12 protein-coding genes and 1 pseudogene are annotated in these 15104 nt (G+C 72.9%); 6 read left to right on the forward strand and 7 right to left on the reverse strand.

Annotated features, from left to right (window positions below):
- Nucleotides 1-68: 68 nt before the first annotated feature.
- On the forward strand, nucleotides 69-827 hold the full coding sequence (gene cobF / locus MOX02_RS15420; RefSeq protein WP_147026682.1) for a precorrin-6A synthase (deacetylating): 759 nt from the start codon (nucleotides 69-71) through the stop codon (nucleotides 825-827).
- Between the two features lie 56 nt (nucleotides 828-883).
- Nucleotides 884-2521 carry a DEAD/DEAH box helicase gene (locus MOX02_RS15425; RefSeq protein ID WP_147026683.1) on the forward strand — a complete coding sequence of 546 codons (1638 nt, stop codon included), beginning with the start codon at nucleotides 884-886 and terminating at the stop codon, nucleotides 2519-2521.
- Nucleotides 2522-2545: 24 nt separating this feature from the next.
- Here MOX02_RS15425 and MOX02_RS15430 read toward each other — a convergent pair whose 3' ends face one another.
- The gene (locus MOX02_RS15430) at nucleotides 2546-2953 is read right to left on the reverse strand and encodes a group III truncated hemoglobin (protein ID WP_147026684.1); all 408 of its coding nucleotides are present in this window, start codon (nucleotides 2951-2953) and stop codon (nucleotides 2546-2548) included.
- A 347-nt stretch (nucleotides 2954-3300) separates the two neighbouring features.
- Here MOX02_RS15430 and MOX02_RS31270 point away from each other — a divergent pair, with 347 nt between their 5' ends.
- Nucleotides 3301-3465 carry a hypothetical protein gene (locus MOX02_RS31270; RefSeq protein ID WP_170267882.1) on the forward strand — a complete coding sequence of 55 codons (165 nt, stop codon included), beginning with the start codon at nucleotides 3301-3303 and terminating at the stop codon, nucleotides 3463-3465.
- A 321-nt stretch (nucleotides 3466-3786) separates the two neighbouring features.
- Here MOX02_RS31270 and MOX02_RS15435 read toward each other — a convergent pair whose 3' ends face one another.
- From MOX02_RS15435 to MOX02_RS32950, 5 genes and pseudogenes are all read right to left on the reverse strand, one after another.
- On the reverse strand, nucleotides 3787-4296 hold the full coding sequence (locus MOX02_RS15435; RefSeq protein WP_147026685.1) for a hypothetical protein: 510 nt from the start codon (nucleotides 4294-4296) through the stop codon (nucleotides 3787-3789).
- 80 nt (nucleotides 4297-4376) lie between these two features.
- Complete coding sequence (locus tag MOX02_RS15440; protein ID WP_147026686.1) at nucleotides 4377-7586, reverse strand: efflux RND transporter permease subunit; 3210 nt, start codon at nucleotides 7584-7586, stop codon at nucleotides 4377-4379.
- A gap of 1 nt (nucleotide 7587) precedes the next feature.
- Entirely contained in the window at nucleotides 7588-8700 is a 1113-nt protein-coding gene (locus tag MOX02_RS15445; protein ID WP_147026687.1) for an efflux RND transporter periplasmic adaptor subunit, read from the reverse strand.
- Nucleotides 8701-8858: 158 nt separating this feature from the next.
- Entirely contained in the window at nucleotides 8859-9008 is a 150-nt protein-coding gene (locus tag MOX02_RS32945) for a hypothetical protein (RefSeq protein ID WP_373866749.1), read from the reverse strand.
- A gap of 263 nt (nucleotides 9009-9271) precedes the next feature.
- A pseudogene (locus MOX02_RS32950) lies at nucleotides 9272-9991 on the reverse strand (histidine kinase dimerization/phosphoacceptor domain -containing protein); the annotation flags it as partial.
- Between the two features lie 232 nt (nucleotides 9992-10223).
- On the opposite strand from MOX02_RS32950, the gene MOX02_RS15455 reads away from it, so the two are divergent.
- Genes MOX02_RS15455 through MOX02_RS15465 form a run of 3 tightly spaced genes read left to right on the forward strand, consistent with a single transcriptional unit; the run spans nucleotide 10224 to nucleotide 14015 of the window.
- A complete protein-coding gene (locus MOX02_RS15455; RefSeq protein WP_147026688.1) occupies nucleotides 10224-10715 on the forward strand; it encodes a (2Fe-2S)-binding protein in 492 nt (163 codons plus the stop codon).
- Nucleotides 10712-11794: an FAD binding domain-containing protein gene (locus MOX02_RS15460; protein WP_147026689.1), complete on the forward strand. Its 1083-nt coding sequence runs from the start codon at nucleotides 10712-10714 to the stop codon at nucleotides 11792-11794. The genes MOX02_RS15455 and MOX02_RS15460 overlap by 4 nt, the downstream gene beginning before the upstream one ends.
- Nucleotides 11787-14015, forward strand: coding sequence for a xanthine dehydrogenase family protein molybdopterin-binding subunit (locus tag MOX02_RS15465; RefSeq protein WP_147026690.1), 2229 nt, complete (start codon nucleotides 11787-11789; stop codon nucleotides 14013-14015). Before MOX02_RS15460 ends, MOX02_RS15465 begins: the two co-directional genes overlap by 8 nt.
- Nucleotides 14016-14049: 34 nt before the next feature.
- On the opposite strand, the gene MOX02_RS15470 is transcribed toward MOX02_RS15465, so the two are convergent.
- Nucleotides 14050-15069: a zinc-dependent alcohol dehydrogenase family protein gene (locus tag MOX02_RS15470; RefSeq protein WP_210250388.1), complete on the reverse strand. Its 1020-nt coding sequence runs from the start codon at nucleotides 15067-15069 to the stop codon at nucleotides 14050-14052.
- Between the last annotated feature and the right edge of the window lie 35 nt (nucleotides 15070-15104).

Here is a 15104-nt window from a genome sequence, read left to right on the forward strand (position 1 = left end):
CCCCTCGACATCGAACCCGCCAGGATACAGATCCGGCGGGTTTTTTCGTGCCCGCGGAGGAGGGAGCGTTGCGCAGGATCCGCGTCATCGGCATCGGCACCGGCAATCCGGAGCATCTCACCCTGCAGGCGGTGCGCGCCCTGGAGACGGTCGAGGCCGTCTTCGTCCTCGACAAGGGCGCCGAGAAGGCCGACCTCGTTCGGCTCCGTCGCGAGATCTGCGAGCGTTTCGTGCCGAAGCCCTACCGCTTCGTCGAGGCGCAGGATCCGGAGCGCGACCGCGCTCCGTCCGACTACGCCGCCGCGGTCGAGGCGTGGCACACCGCGCGCGCCGCGCTCTACGAGGCTCTGATCGAGCGTGAGCTGGAGGAGGGGGCCTGCGGCGCCTTCCTGGTCTGGGGCGACCCCTCCCTCTACGATTCGACCCTGCGCATCCTGGAGCGCGTCGCCGCCCGCGGGCGGCTCGCCTTCGCCTACGACGTGATCCCCGGGATCACGAGCGTGCAGGCGCTCGCGGCGGGGCACCGGATCGCCCTCAACCGGATCGGCGGGCCGGTCCACATCACGACCGGGCGAGCGCTCGCGCGGGGGTTGCCGCCAGGGACCGGCAGCACCGTGGTGATGCTCGACGGCGACCCGCGCTTCGACCACCTCGACCCCGATCTGACGATCTACTGGGGGGCGTATCTCGGCAGCCCGGAGGAGATCCTCCTCGCCGGAAGGCTCGGTGAGGTGGGGTCGGAGATCCGGCGCCTGCGCGCGGAGGCGAGGGCGCGCCACGGCTGGATCATGGACACCTACCTGCTGCGCGGGCCCGACGCCGCGTAGCGCCCGCGGCGCATCCGCCACGGACGCGGGCGCGCGCCCGCGCTATACGCCCGCCCATGCTGCAGCTTCGGGACTACCAGCGCGCGAGCCTTGACGCCCTCGACGCGCACTGGCGTGGGGGAGGGCGGGAGGGCCTCATCGTCCTGCCGACGGGTGCAGGCAAGGCCTTCGTCATCGCGGCCCTGGTGCGGGAGACACTGGCGGGCGCGCCCGCGACCCGGATCGCGATCGTCACGCACAGCCGCGAACTGATCGCCCAGAACCACCAGGAACTCCTCGCGCACTGGCCCGAGGCGCCGGCGGGCATCGACTCGGCCGGGCTCGGGCGGCGGGAATCCGGCGCCCCAGTGCTGTTCTGCGGCATCCAGTCCGTCTGGAACCGGGCCGAGGCGATCGGCCCGCGCGACCTCGTCGTGGTGGACGAGGCGCACCTCATCCCCCGCTCGGCCGAGACCCGCTACGGCCGTTTCCTCTCGCATCTGCGCGCCCTGCGGCCGGAACTCCGGGTGGTCGGCCTCACCGCCACGCCCTACCGGCTCGATTCCGGCCGCCTCGACGAGGGGGAGGAGCGGATCTTCGAGCGCATCGTCTACGAGGCGAATGTCGGCGACCTCATCCAGCGCGGCCATCTCAGCCCCCTCGTCTCGAAGGCGACGCTGACCGCCCTCGACGTCTCGGGGCTCCCGAAGCGCGGCGGCGACTACGTTCCGAGCGCCCTCGAGGCCGCGGTCAACCGGGACTGGATCACCCGGGCCGCGGTCGAGGAGATGGTGGGCTACGGGGAGCGGCGGCGCGCCTGGCTCGCCTTCTGCGTGAGCCTCGCCCACGCGGCGGCCGTGCGGGACGCGGTGCGTGACCACGGAATCACCTGCGAGACGGTCTCGGGCGAGACGGGAAAGCGGGAGCGCGACCGGATCGTGCGGGCGTTCCGCGAGGGGCGGATCCGCTGCCTGACCTCGGTCGGCGTGCTGGCGACGGGCTTCAACGTGCCGGCCGTCGACCTCGTGGCGCTGCTGCGCCCGACACAGAGCACCGGACTGTACGTGCAGCAGGTGGGCCGCGCGCTGCGGCGCGCGCCGGCCAAGGCCGACGCGCTGATCCTCGACTATGCCGGGCTCGTGCGCATGCACGGGCCGGTCGACATCGTCACCGCCCGCACAGCGGCGGCGGTACGGGGGCGGGAAGGGGAGGTGCGCGCCAAGCCCTGCCCCGGCTGCGGCGCCCTGATCGCGCTCAACGCCAGCACCTGCGAGGGTTGCTGGGTCGAGGCGGAGGCGGAGCCCGAGCCGGCCCACGAGGCGGCGGCCGACGACGAGCGTCCGATCCTGTCGCGGGCGGTCTCTGCCTGGATGCCGGTCGAGGGCTGGAGCCTCGACGCCCGGCCGGGTCCCGCCGGCACGGAGAGCCTCAGGCTGTGCCTGCGGCTTGCGGAGGGCGGCCGGCACGAGATCGGGCTCGGCCTGGAGGCGAGCGGCTACCGGCGCGAGAAGGCGGTGCGCTGGTGGCGCGGCCTCGGCGGCGGGCGCGACGCGCCGCTCAGCGTCGCGGAAGCCCTCCGACGGGCGGATGAGATCACCTGCCCCGCCGTGATCCGGATCCGCGCGACCGGGCGCCTCGCAGAGAGCGTCGAGCTGCGCTTCGCCGATGGGCGCAGCTTCGCGGATCTCCGCCGGATCGAGGATGTGGCGGCCTGAGCGGGGCAGGGGGCGCGTACCCCGTCAGGTCCCCTCACCCGGCCGGAAGAACAGGCCTGCCTTCAAGCTGTCGCCGATGCGGTGCGCCCGCTCGACGAGGGCGGCCGCGATCTCCGGCTCGAACATCTCGCCGGCCGTCACCTCGAACAGGCCGAGCCAGCGCGCGAAATGGGCGGGCTCGAGGCTGCCGAGGGCAAGGTGCTTGCCGAACGGATTTCCCTTGTAGCGGCCGGTCCGGAGCAGGACCGAGGACCAGAAATCCTGGATCCCCGCGAGATGGGCCGGCCAGCCCGCGTCGGGGATCGCCCGGGCGAAGACGGGTCCGATCAGATCGTCGCGCCGCACCTTCGCGTAGAAGGCCGCGAGGAAGGCCGCGAGGCTCGCCTCGGTGAGGCTGCCGGCAACTCCGTCGGTCGTCGGATCATGGCCCACGCTTCACCATCCTGCTCGTTGCCGCTCCGGGGAGGGGGCCTGCGCGCCCTCCCCGGCACCGGCACATTCCGCCCTGCGGCGTTTCGCCGGGCCGGCCGCGCCGGCTCGGGCCGCGGTCCCGTACTCCGCAGCGGGCCCTGCGGGGACAACGCCGGGCAAGCCCTTGAGACACCTGCGATCCCTCTGCCAGCCCGCCGCACCGGGCCGATGCGGCGATCTCTTGTCGAGAGGACTGAGCGTCGCAGGAGGCTATAAAATCAGCCTCATCAGCATCGGAACCCATTCAGACAGAATTTGTTATCGGATCAGCGACGTGACAGCGTCGTTCTGCAAAATGGAGATGCGTAATGGCGAACAATCATCAGCAGAACAACGACCGAAACACGCAGAACAACCCGAACAATGGCAGCAAGAATACAGGGACGCCGCATCAGGGAACCGTCCAACACTCGGATGACGGTCGTCTGAAGGAGAACCGCGACAAGGGCGTGCACCGCGGCGACAAGGAGTGACGCGGCGGCCCTGACGGGCTGCCGCCGGACCGGAAGGGCCGCCCGCGGGCGGTCCTTCTTCGGTCGCGTTCGGGCTCATCGACCTGCTCGGGCCGGGGCAGGGCGGTGACGTCCCCTCGCCCGATGGCGATCGGATCCGGGTGGCTGTCCGATCTGCGGATTGCCGGAACCGTGTCCTGGCGGAGCTGCTCAGGCCCGGCGAACCTGTCCTCGGTAGGGGCATCCGCAAGTTCAAGTTCCATAATATATCTTATGCGAATGCGTTTGGGCGGCCTGTGGGAGGGGTCTCCAGTCCATTCCTGATGGCCTGCCGACGCCCGGTCAGCGCACCGAGACCCTCACCTCGGATTCGAAACCGGTGCCGTCCGGGTTGATCAGGAAGATCCGGTAGGTGTCGAGGCCCTCGAACCCCTCCTCCGCCTCGTAGACCATCTTCAGGCCCGGCACGCGCTTGGCGTTGCAGGCGGCGAGCGGCGAGCCGGCCGCGTAGCGCGGGAAGGAATCGGTCTGCGCGAAGCTGACCTTGCCGTGCTTCGGCGGCGCGAGTACCCGCACCACGATCGGACCCTGCGAGCTGCAATCCGGGAAGAGCGCGGCGAAGAAGCCGATGCTGCGCGCTTCGCCGGTGGGCACCACCCGCATCAGCGGCAGGACCGGCGGGGCGGGCTGAGGGGCCTGCGGCGCGGGCGGAGGCATCTGCGGCGCAGCCTGAGGCGACGGCGGAGAGGCCGCTGCCGGCGGCGCGGCGCCGGGCTCGGGCTCAGCCCGGGCAGGGCGGTGAGAGGCCGATCCGATGAGGGCGGCGAGCAGGACGACGATCGCGAGGCGCATGGAACGGTTCCGGCGGAGGCGGGCTCGCCCCCTGTATCCGCTGTCGGGCAGCGGCTCGGCAAGCGGGCAGGCGCCGCCCCTCAACCCGTCGTCTCGCGGGACGGGCGGGAGGACGCGCGCCCGGACCCTCGGCCGTCCGCCGTCCCCTCGCCCGCCGGATCCGCCCCGAGCCACCTGCCCTCGTCCCGCAGGAACCGGCCGTAGCGGAGCGCCAGGGTCGGCAGGATCAGGAGGTTGAGGAGCGTCGAGGTGACGAGGCCACCGAGGATCACGATCGCCATCGGGCCCTCGATCTCGCGGCCCGGCTCGCCGGCCCCGAGCGCCAGCGGCAGCAGGCCGAGGCCCGTGACGAGGGAGGTCATCAGGATCGGGACGAGCCGGTCGGCCGCGCCCTCCACCGCCGTGCGCGCGTCCCAGGGATGCGACTCGACGCTCACCAGATGCTCGTAGTGCGAGATCATCATGATGGTGTTGCGCAGCGAGATGCCGAACAGGGTCACGAACCCGACGATGGAGCCGAGCGAGAGCACGCTTCCGGTGAGCGCCACCGCGAAGACCCCCCCGACGAAGGCGAAGGGCAGGTTCACGAGCACGAGGACGAGGTTGCGCAGCGAGCCCGTGATCACGGCGAGCAGCAGCACGATGCCGAGACCGGCGAGCCCCGAATAGGCGAGGAGGTCGCGCCGGGCCCGCGCCTGCGCCTCGGCCGAGCCCGCGAAGGAGATGTAGACGCCCTGGGGCAGGCGGACCTCGCGGGCGATCTTGCGTTGCGCGGCGGCGACGAAGGAGGCGATGTCGCGCCCGACCACGTTCGCCGTGACCGCCTGGACGCGCTGGGCGCCCTGGTGCTGCACCTGGTAGCGGCCGGAGGTCTCGTAGATGTCGGCGACCTGGGACAGGCGGATGTAGCTGCCGCCGGGCGTGCGCAGGGGCATGTCGCCGACCGCGGTGAGACGTGCCCGCACCCCGGCATCCAGGATGACGATGACGTTGAAGACGGCGTTGCCCTCGTAGGACTGGCCGACGATGTCGCCCTGGTAGGCGGTGCGCACCGCCTCCAGCACCTCGATCGCGTCGAGGCCCCAGTGGCGCAGGTCGTTCGGGCGCAGGGAGACGTTGATCTGGGGCAGGCCGGCGGGCGAGGCCTGCTGGATGTCGCTCGCGCCCCGCACCTCGGCGAGCTCCTTGGCCACCTCGCGGGCGGCGGCCTCGATCCGGTCGAGGTCGTTGCCGATCACGTTGACGACGACGGGCGCGGTGAACCCGGAGACCGTCTCCTCGATGCGCTCGGTCAGGAAGGTCTTGAGCGAGAAGGCGGCGCCGGGAAAGCCCGCCATCATGGACCGGATCCGCGCCTCGACCGCCTTCTGGGCGGCCCCGTCGAGACCCGCGTCGAGGTCGATGTGGATCTCGCTGTAGTGGGTGCCCGCCGTATCCTGCCCCGCCTCGGCGCGGCCGATCTGCGAGGCCACGGCCCGAACGCCGGAGATCGCGCGCAGCTCGCCCGTGATCTGGACGCCGAGGCGCTGCGATTCCTGCAGCGAGGTGCCGGGCGCGGCCGCCATGTGCAGGATGAGGTGACCTTCCTTGAGGTCGGGCAGGAAGGCGCCGCCGAAGAAGGGAGCGATCGCCGCGCCCACGAGCGTCAGCGCGAGGCCCGCCGCGATGATGAGGCGGGGGAAGCGGTTGATGCGGGTGAGGAGCCCCGAATAGGCCGCGCGCGACCAGCGCATCACCGGCGGGTCGCGGGCGTCGGCCTCGCGCCGGCCCGTCAGCAGCAGCATGGCGAGTGCCGGCGTCACCGTGAGGGCGACGCCGAGGGAGGCCAGCACGGCGAGGATGTAGGCGAGGCTGAGCGGACCGAACAGGCGGCCCGCCACGCCCGAGAGGGCGAGCACCGGCAGGAAGACGAGGAGCACCGCGAAGGTGGCGTAGGCCACCGCCGTGCGCACCTCCAGGATCGCGTCGAGGACCACCCTCCCCTCGGTCCGGGGGCCGCCGACGCGCCGGTTCTCGCGCAGGCGGCGCACCACGTTCTCGACGCCGATCACCGCGTCGTCGACCACCTCGCCGATGGCGATGGCGAGCCCTCCGAGCGTCATCGTGTTGAGGCTCTCGCCGAAGGCGCCGAGCGCCAGCACCGCCACCACCAGCGAGAGCGGGATGGCGAGCCCGCTGATCACGCAGGTGCGCCAGTCGTAGAGGAAGACGAACAGCACCACGATGACGAGAAGGCCGCCGAGGGCGAGGGCCTGCAGCACGTTGGCGTTGGCGACCGCGATGAAGTTCGCCGGCCGGAACAGGTCGGGCCTGAGCTGCACGCCCTCGCGCTCCAGGGCCGGGCGCAGGTCGTCGAGGGCCGCCTCGACGCGGGCCGTGACCTCGCGGGTGTTGGCCCCGTACTGCGCGCCGACCATCAGCAGAACGCCGGGCTTGCCGTCGATCAAGGCCGCGCTGATCGGCGGCTCGGGAGCGGCGACGACGTTCGCCACGTCGCCCAGCACCACGCTCGCGCCGCCCTCGTTGATGAGGACGGTGCGTGCCACCTCCTCCGGGGTCAGCGCCTGACCCTCGGTCTGGAGCACGATGCGCTGGTTGGCCGTGTCGACGAAGCCCGCGCCGCGCACGCCCGTCGCCTTGCGGGCCGCCGCCAGCACGTCGTTGATGCCGACGCGGAAGCGGATCAGGTCGGTCGGGCGCACTTGGACCTGGAGCGAGCGCACGCCGCCGCCGTAGACCGAGACCTGGGCGATGCCCGGCACCGCGAGGAGCCGCAGCCGCACGGTCCAGTCGGCGAGGGTGCGCAGGTCGAGGCTCGAGCGCCGCTCGGTGGTGAGGCCGACGAGGAGCACGGTGCTGGTCGAGGAGGTCAGCGCCGTCATGGCCGGTGGCATCACACCCTGCGGCAGGCGGCCGGTCAGCGCGGTCAGGCGCTCCGAGACGAGCTGGCGCGCGCGGTAGATGTCGCTGCCCCGCCCGAAGGTGACGGTGATGACGGAGAGCCCCTGGATCGATGAGGAACGCAGGGCCTCGATCCCCGGCAGGCCGTTGACCGAGACCTCGATCGGCTGGGTCACCAGCACCTCGACCTGCTCCGGGTTGAGGCCCGGCGCCTCGGTCTGGATCACCACGGAGGGCGGCGCGAATTCGGGGAATACGTCGTACCGGGCCTCGGTGAGGCTCAGCGCGCCGAAAGCCAGGACGGCGAGCGCCAGCGCCAGCACGACTCCGCGGAAGCGGACGGCGAAGGCGACCAGGGCCGCCTGGGGGCCGGACGGGAGCGGGCCCACCTCAGTCGTCGTCCACGCCGCCCGAGACCTGGAGCAGGCTCTTCATCTCCTCAGAGAGGAGGGCCTGGGCGCCCCGCAGGACGATCTCGGTCTCGCCCGTCAGGTCCTCGACCACGTAGGCATCGTCCGCCATCGGCGGGTCGGACTTGATGGGGTGGCGCACGAAGGCGTTCTCGTCGAGGCCCCGATAAACCCAGGTGCCGCCCTGCCAGTGAACCACCGCGTCCTCCGGCACCAGCACCCCGGTCACGGAGCGCTCGGCGGGCACGAAAGCGAGCGTGCTCATGCCGGGCAGGAGGCCGCTGTCGCCGGCCACGATGAAGTAGAAGCTCTGGCCCTGGACGCGCTGGTCGGTACGGGTGGCGGGTGAGACGAAGCGCAGAGCCACCCGGCTCGATTGCGGCGGTACCTCCGCGAAGGCGGCGCCGGGCAGGCCCTTCAGGGTCTCGCCCGGGGGCAGGGTGACCTGCATCAGGAACTCTTCCCGCTCGATCAGGCGCGTGACGAGGGGCGAGCGCTCCACGATGGCCTTGCCGATCACCGGGCCCCATTCCTGATGGGCGGTGGCGGCGAGCGTCCGAAGCTGCGACTCCGCCGCCATCAGGGCGGCCTCGTCGGTCTGGAGCGTGCCGCCGGTGGTCTCCACCTGCACCGGGGTCGCGTAGGGGCCGAGGTTCTTCGCCCGCCGGAAGGCGCTGCGCGAGACCTCAGCCCTGGCCTGCGCGGTCTGGAGCTGCGCCCTGGCCGTCGCGTAGGAATTCGTGAGCTCCGTCACCCGGGCGAGGTCGAGGACGCTGCCGTAGGCCTGCAGTTCCTGGCGGTGGGACTTGGCCGAGACCCGCGCGGTCTCGAGACCGAGGCGGCCGCGCTCCTCGTGCTTGATCCGCACCACCGTGCGCCCGTCCTCGATGGCGGTGCGGGCCGCGGGTAGGTGAGGGCGCTCGGACGGTGCCGGCGCCACGCGTGCGCGCCACAGGGCGAGGAGGGGCTCGGTCCGCTCGCGCAGCTGCGCCGCGCCGGGCGCGCCGGTCTCCGTGAAGGCGAGGGTGCCGAGGGCGAGGCCGAGGACGACCAATCCGATGAGCAGAGTCGGGCGCCGCCGTCGCTGGTCCAAAGCCGCCTCCCCTCCCCGCGCCTCGCAAGCCGCTTCTTCGCCGCTTCGGCCTTGCCGGTTCTGCCTGCAATTCGTTGCCGAATCTACCCGAAACTTGGCGTGAAGCCGGTTGTGCCAGTTCTCCGTCCCCAGCGGACCAAGGCGCGGTCGCGCCGGCCTCAGCCCGCCAGCGGCATGTCGATGGGGAAGCGGGCCCCCTTCCCGTCTTGCGGCACCGTGATCGAGCCGCCGAGTTGGCGGGCGAGATCCGCCACCACCCGCATGCCGAGGCTGCGTGCGTGCCGGCCGATGTCGAAATGCGCGGGCAAGCCGACGCCGTCGTCGACGACGTCGAGGACGAGGCGGTTCTCCAGGCGCTCGGCCCTGACCGGATCTCGCCGCCCGCGTCCGGGTAGGCGTACTTGATGGCGTGGGTGACGAGCTCGTTGACGAGGAGGCCGAACGGGATCGCCCGGTCGGCGGGCACGTGGACCGGGTCGGCCCGGTAGACCAGGGAGGGGCGCGGCGCCCCGCTCCGCAGGTTCGCGCAGAGCGTCTCGAGGAAGAGCGCGAGGTCCACCTCGCCGGGCTCGGAATGGCGCCAGAGCTGATCGTGCACGCCCGCGATCGCCTCGACGCGGGTGCGGGCGTCGATCAACGCGTTGCGCACGTCCTCGCTCTCCGAGCCCTTGGCCTGGAGGGCGAGCAGGCTCGCCACGATGGTGAGGCTGTTCTTGACCCGGTGGCTCACCTCCCGCGCCAGCAGGTCCTGCCGGGCGAGCTCCGCCTTGAGGAGCCCCTCCGTGCGCTGGCGCTCGATGGCGCCGCCGAGGAGGTTTGCGAAGCCCTGCATGAAGGCGATGTCCGCCTCCTCGAACATACCCTCGCGGCTGTCGTCCACCTCCAGCACGCCGAAGGCGCCGTCCCGGTTCTCGATGATCACGGTGATCGCCCGGCGGATGCCGTGCTCGGCCATGAGCTGGGGCGTGCGGAAGCGGGTCTCGTTCTCGAGATGGTTCGAGATGACGGGCCGGCCCGTCTTCAGGGCGAAGCCCGCGGGCGAGGCGCGGTCGGCGCCGATGCGCGCCTTGCCGATCACATCAGGCCCCCAGCCGACGCCCGCCCGCACGAGCAGCCTCCCCGCGCGGGGCCTCGACCCCGAACGCCGACAGGATGGCCTGCTGGTGCAGGCGGATCGCCGGGCCCGAGCGGCCGGCTTCGGCAGGATCCGGAGCGCTCTCGGTGGCGGGCGGCAAGGCGGGCCTCGGGAACGGTTCGTCTCGGGCGCACGGTCGGTGCGCGGCGGTGGCATGCGGGGCGGAGGCGACGGGCGAGACCCTTGCGCGACCCGCACGGCAGGATGAGGGCAGCGGGGCCGTCCGCCGCCTACGGGCGCGCCATTCCTTCACAGACCCGTGAACGGTCCGGCCGCGAGGTGGCCGCCCGGCTCGACCGAGCTACTTGAAACGGTTCCAGACAGGCAAGCCCTGCCGCGAGCCTGCGCCGGCAGATTCCCCGCATCCGATCCCGGTGACGGAGCCCCCATGAGCTTTCCCATCACGCTGACCGTGAACGGGTCGGCGCGCGAGATCCTCCTCGACGATCCCCGCGTCACCCTGCTCGATCTCCTGCGCGAGCGCCTCGACCTCACGGGCTCGAAGAAGGGCTGCGACCGCGGCCAGTGCGGCGCCTGCACGGTCCTCGTGGACGGGCGGCGCGTCAATTCCTGCCTCGCGCTCGCCGTCAGCCTCGACGGGGCGGAGGTCGTCACCATCGAAGGCCTGGCCTCCGGCGGCGAGCTCCACCCGGTCCAGGCCGCCTTCCTGGCCCATGACGGGTTCCAGTGCGGCTTCTGCACGCCGGGCCAGATCATGAGCGCCGTCGGGCTCCTGCGCGAGGGCCACGCGGGCGACGATCCCGAGCGGGTGCGCGAGGGCATGAGCGGCAATCTCTGCCGCTGCGGCGCCTATCAGGGCATCACCGAGGCCGTGCTCGCGGCCCAGGGCGCGACGGCACGGCGGGAGGACGCGGCGTGAACCGGTTCGAGTACGTCCGCGCCGGCAGCGTCGCCGAGGCGGTGGCCGCAGGCGCCGCGCCCGGCGCCGCCTACCTCGCCGCCGGCACCAACCTCCTCGACCTGATGAAGGGCGGCCTGGCCACGCCCGCGACCCTCGTGGACGTCACCCGCATCCCCGGCCTGTCGGCGATCGAGTCCCTGCCGGACGGAAGCACCCGGATCGGGGCGCTCGTGCGCAACAGCGACCTCGCCCACGATCCGGGCTTCGCCGCGCGCTACCCCGCGGTGGCGGAGGCGCTCCTCGCCGGCGCCTCGGCGCAACTGCGCAACGCGGCCACCACCGCCGGCAACCTGATGCAGCGCACCCGCTGCCCGTACTTCTACGACCCGGCGAGCGCCTGCAACAAGCGCGAGGCGGGAGCGGGCTGCGCGGCGATCGGCGGGGCGACGCGGCTCCACGCGGTGCTCGGCTTCAGCGCGTCCTGCATCGCCGTCCACCCGTCCGACCTCTGCGTGCCGCTCGCCGCCCTCGGTGCCGAGGTCGAGATCGAGGGGCCGGCGGGGTCCCGCACGGTGAGCCTCACCGCCTTCCACCGCCTGCCCGGCGACGCGCCGGAGCGCGACACCGTGCTCGAGCCCGGCGAGCTGATCGTCGCCGTGCGCCTGCCGCCGGAAGCCGCGGGTTTCGCCGCCCATGCCCGCTACCTCAAGGTCCGCGAGCGCACCTCCTACGCCTTCGCCCTGGTCTCCGCCGCCGCGATGCTGCGCCTCGACGGCGGGCGAATCGCGGAGGCGCGCCTCGCCCTCGGCGGGCTGGCGCTGAAGCCCTGGCGGGCGGAAGCGGCGGAGCGCCTGCTCGCCGGCCGCGCGCCCGACGCCGCCGCCTTCCGGGAGGCCGCCGAGGCCGCGCTCGAGGGCGCCCGTCCCTCCGGCGAGGCGACCGCCTTCAAGATAGAGCTCGCCCGTCGCATCGCGGTTCGGGCGCTGGAACGCGCGCTTGCCGGCACGCCCGAGCGGGTGCCGGCGCTGCCCGCGAGCCCGTTCTCGGCGCCGCTCGCCAATCCCCTGCCCTCCTCCGGAGCCATCGCCCATGCCTGAGCGCGTCCGCCACGGGGCGGCCATCGGCCGCGACATCACCCGGCTCGACGGGCCGGACAAGGTGACGGGCGCGGCCCGCTACGCCGCCGATTTCCGCCTCGACGGCCTCCTCCACGCCGTGATGGCCGTGAGCACCATCGCCCGCGGCCGTGTCACCGGCCTCGACGTCGCCGCGGCCGAGGCGCATCCGGGCGTCGTGCGGGTGATGACGCCCGAGAACGCTCCGAAGCTCGCCCAGTCGCCGGACGCCAAGGACGGACCCTTCGCCTTCCGGCTGGAACTGCTGCAGGACGCGAGCGTCCGCTACGTCAACCAGCCGGTCGCGGTGGTGATCGCCGAGACGCTGGAGGCCGCCACCGAGGGCGCGCGCCTGCTCGCCCCCCGCTATGCGGCGGAGGACGTGCGGGTCGGGCTCGACGGCGACCCCTTCGTGCCGGAGGCGGTGGGGCCCGGCGCCCCGGCCGCGGCCGGCTACGGCGACGTGGCCGAGGGCCTCGCCGCCGCCCACACCCGCCTCGAGGCGACCTATGAGACGTCGGCGCAGTACCACAACGCGCTCGAACCCCACGCCGCCGTCGCCTCCTGGGAGGGCGACCACCTCACGCTCTACACGCCGTCCCAGGCCCTCGCGATGGCCACGGGCCGGATCGCCGCCCTGTTCGGCATCCCGCCGGGCAACATCCACGTGATCTGCCACTATCTCGGCGGCGGCTTCGGCTCGAAGGCCCTCGTCACGCCGCCCCAGTTCCTCGGCATCATGGCCGCGCGCCTCGTCGGGCGGCCCGTGAAGCTCGTGACGCGGCGCGAGCAGATGTTCGGCCCGGTCGGCCACCGCGCCGCCACCCGCCAGACCCTGAAGCTCGGCGCGCAGGCGGACGGCACCCTCACCGCCTACGACCACCACACGCTCACCCAGACGAGCCGCTACGACGACTTCATCGAGCCCTCCGGAATCATCTCGCGCAATCTCTACGCCTCCCCTGCCCTGTCGACGACGCACGAGGCGGTGCGGGTCGACATCGCGACGCCGATCTTCATGCGGGCGCCGGGCGAGGCCTCGGGCAGCGTCGCGATCGAGAGCGCGCTCGACGAGCTCGCCATCGAGCTGAACCTAGACCCGCTGGAATTGCGGCTCCGGAACTACGCCGAGGTCGAGCCGGTCTCCAGAAAACCCTTCTCCTCGAAGGCCCTGCGGGATTGCTACGCGCGCGGGGCCGAGCGTTTCGGCTGGGCCTCGCGCCCGAAGGCGCCGCGCCAGATGCGCAACGACGAGGGCCTCCTCGTGGGCTGGGGCATGGGCACGGCGACCTATCCGGCCTCGATGTTCCAGGCCGAGGCCCGCGCCGTGATCCGCGCGGACGGCACCGCCCTGTTCGAGACGGCCCAGCACGACATGGGCCAGGGCGCCTGGACGAGCCTCGCCCAGATCGCCGCCGACGGGGTCGGCCTGCCGGTCGAGGCCGTCACCCTGCGCATCGGGCACAACCGCCTGCCGAACGGGGGCCTCGCGGGCGGCTCGACCGCCACCGCCACCGCCGGCATGGCGCTCCACAACGCGGGCGAGGCCGCGGTCGCGGCGCTGGCCGAGCTCGCGGTGAACGACCCCGCCTCCCCGCTCTACGGGGCCGGCAACGCGGGCGTCCGCGCCGAGGGCGGCCATCTCGCCCGCCGGGACGATCCCTCCCGCTCGGAGAGCTTCTCGGACATCCTCGCCCGCGCCGGCCGCGACGCCGTCGAGGCGATGGGCCAGGGTGCCACGGATCCGGCCGCCAGGAAGGCCTACGCCATGCACGCCCACGGCGCGGTCTTCGCCGAGGTGCTGGTCGATCCCGATCTCGGCCAGATCCGGGTCAGCCGCCTCGTCGGCGCCTTCGCGGCGGGCCGCATCGTCAATCCCCGCCTCGTGCGCAGCCAGTATTACGGCGGCATGATCTGGGGCGTGTCCTTCGCGCTCCACGAGCACGCGGCGATGGACGCGCGCACGGGCCGCTTCCTCAACAACAATCTCGCCGAGTACCACCTGCCCGTGAACGCCGACATCCCCGCGATGGAGGCGATCCTGGTGCCGGAGGAGGATCCGCACGTGAACCCCCTCGGCATCAAGGGCGTCGGCGAGATCGGCATCACGGGCACGGCCGGCGCCGTCGCCAACGCCGTCTGGCACGCGACCGGCGTGCGGGTGCGCGAGATCCCGATCACCCTCGACAAGCTCCTGGGGTGACTCCCGGGCTGAGCCGAGTCCCTGTCCGCTCGGCTCAGATCTCGATGCAGATCTTGCCGAAGTGCCGGTTGCTCTCCTGGTAGCGGAACGCGTCGACGAGCCGCTCCAGCGGGTAGCGGCTGTCGACGACCGGGCGCAGGCCGGTCGCGTCGATCGCGCGGATCATCTCGGTCTGCTGCCGGCGGCTGCCGACGAGGACGCCCTGCAGGCGGATCTGCCGCACGAGGGCGGGAACGAGCGGCAGCGGTCCGGCCACGCCGGAGAGGATTCCGATCACCGAGACGTGCCCGGCGACGCGCACGGCCTCCATCGACTGCTCCAGCGTCGCCGGTCCGCCGACATCGACCACGTGGTCGACGCCGCGCCCGCCGGTCAGCCGCCGGGCGCTCGTGCCCCAGGCCGGGTCCGACCGGTAGTTGATCACATGGTCGGCTCCGAGCGCCCGCAGGCGCTCGAGCTTGGGCTCGCTCGACGAGGTGGCGATCACCGTGGCGCCGGCCATCTTGGCGAATTGCAGCGCGAAGACCGACACGCCGCCGGTGCCCTGAATGAGCACCACGTCGCCGGCCTTCAGCCCGGCATCGGCGTGCAGCGCGCGCCACGCGGTCAGGCCCGCCGTGGTCAGGGTGGCGGCCTCGGCGTGGTCCCAGCCTCGCGGCGCGCGCGTGAAGGCGTCGGCCGGCGCCGTCACCCGGTCGCGGGCGTAGCCGTCCACGCCGTCGCCCGGCACGGTGGCGAAGCCCTCGACCTCCGGCACGCCGTCGAGCCAGGTCGGGAAGAAGGTGCTGACCACGGCATCGCCCACCGCGAAGGCGCCGACGCCGGGCCCCACCGCCTCGACCTCGCCCGCCCCGTCCGACAGGGGCACGCGCGGCTCGCTCGGCCCCCAGGCGCCGCTGACCACAGCGTAGTCGTGATAGTTGAGCGAGCTCGCCCGCAACCGGACCGTGATCTCGCCGGGCCCGGGCGCGGGCACCGGCCGCTCGCCGAGCGCGACCGCGTCGAAGCCGCCGCCCGTCCCGACGACGAGGGCCCGGGACATCGTGGTGCTCATGGCTGCCTCTCCCTCGATCTCTCTGTCGACGCGCC

The sequence above is a fragment of the Methylobacterium oxalidis genome, from assembly GCF_007992195.1.
Classification (GTDB): Bacteria; Pseudomonadota; Alphaproteobacteria; order Rhizobiales; family Beijerinckiaceae; genus Methylobacterium; species Methylobacterium oxalidis.

Excerpts from the sequence above, each read along its gene's own strand:
- MOX02_RS15435 (WP_147026685.1), bottom strand. The coding sequence starts at position 4,296 with ATGCGCCTCGCGATCGTCGTCCTGCTCGCCGCCCTCATCGGATCGGCC.
- MOX02_RS15465 (WP_147026690.1), top strand. The coding sequence starts at position 11,787 with ATGCCTGAGCGCGTCCGCCACGGGGCGGCCATCGGCCGCGACATCACC.
- MOX02_RS31270 (WP_170267882.1), top strand. The coding sequence starts at position 3,301 with ATGGCGAACAATCATCAGCAGAACAACGACCGAAACACGCAGAACAAC.
- MOX02_RS15425 (WP_147026683.1), top strand. The coding sequence starts at position 884 with ATGCTGCAGCTTCGGGACTACCAGCGCGCGAGCCTTGACGCCCTCGAC.
- MOX02_RS15455 (WP_147026688.1), top strand. The coding sequence starts at position 10,224 with ATGAGCTTTCCCATCACGCTGACCGTGAACGGGTCGGCGCGCGAGATC.
- MOX02_RS15470 (WP_210250388.1), bottom strand. The coding sequence starts at position 15,069 with ATGAGCACCACGATGTCCCGGGCCCTCGTCGTCGGGACGGGCGGCGGC.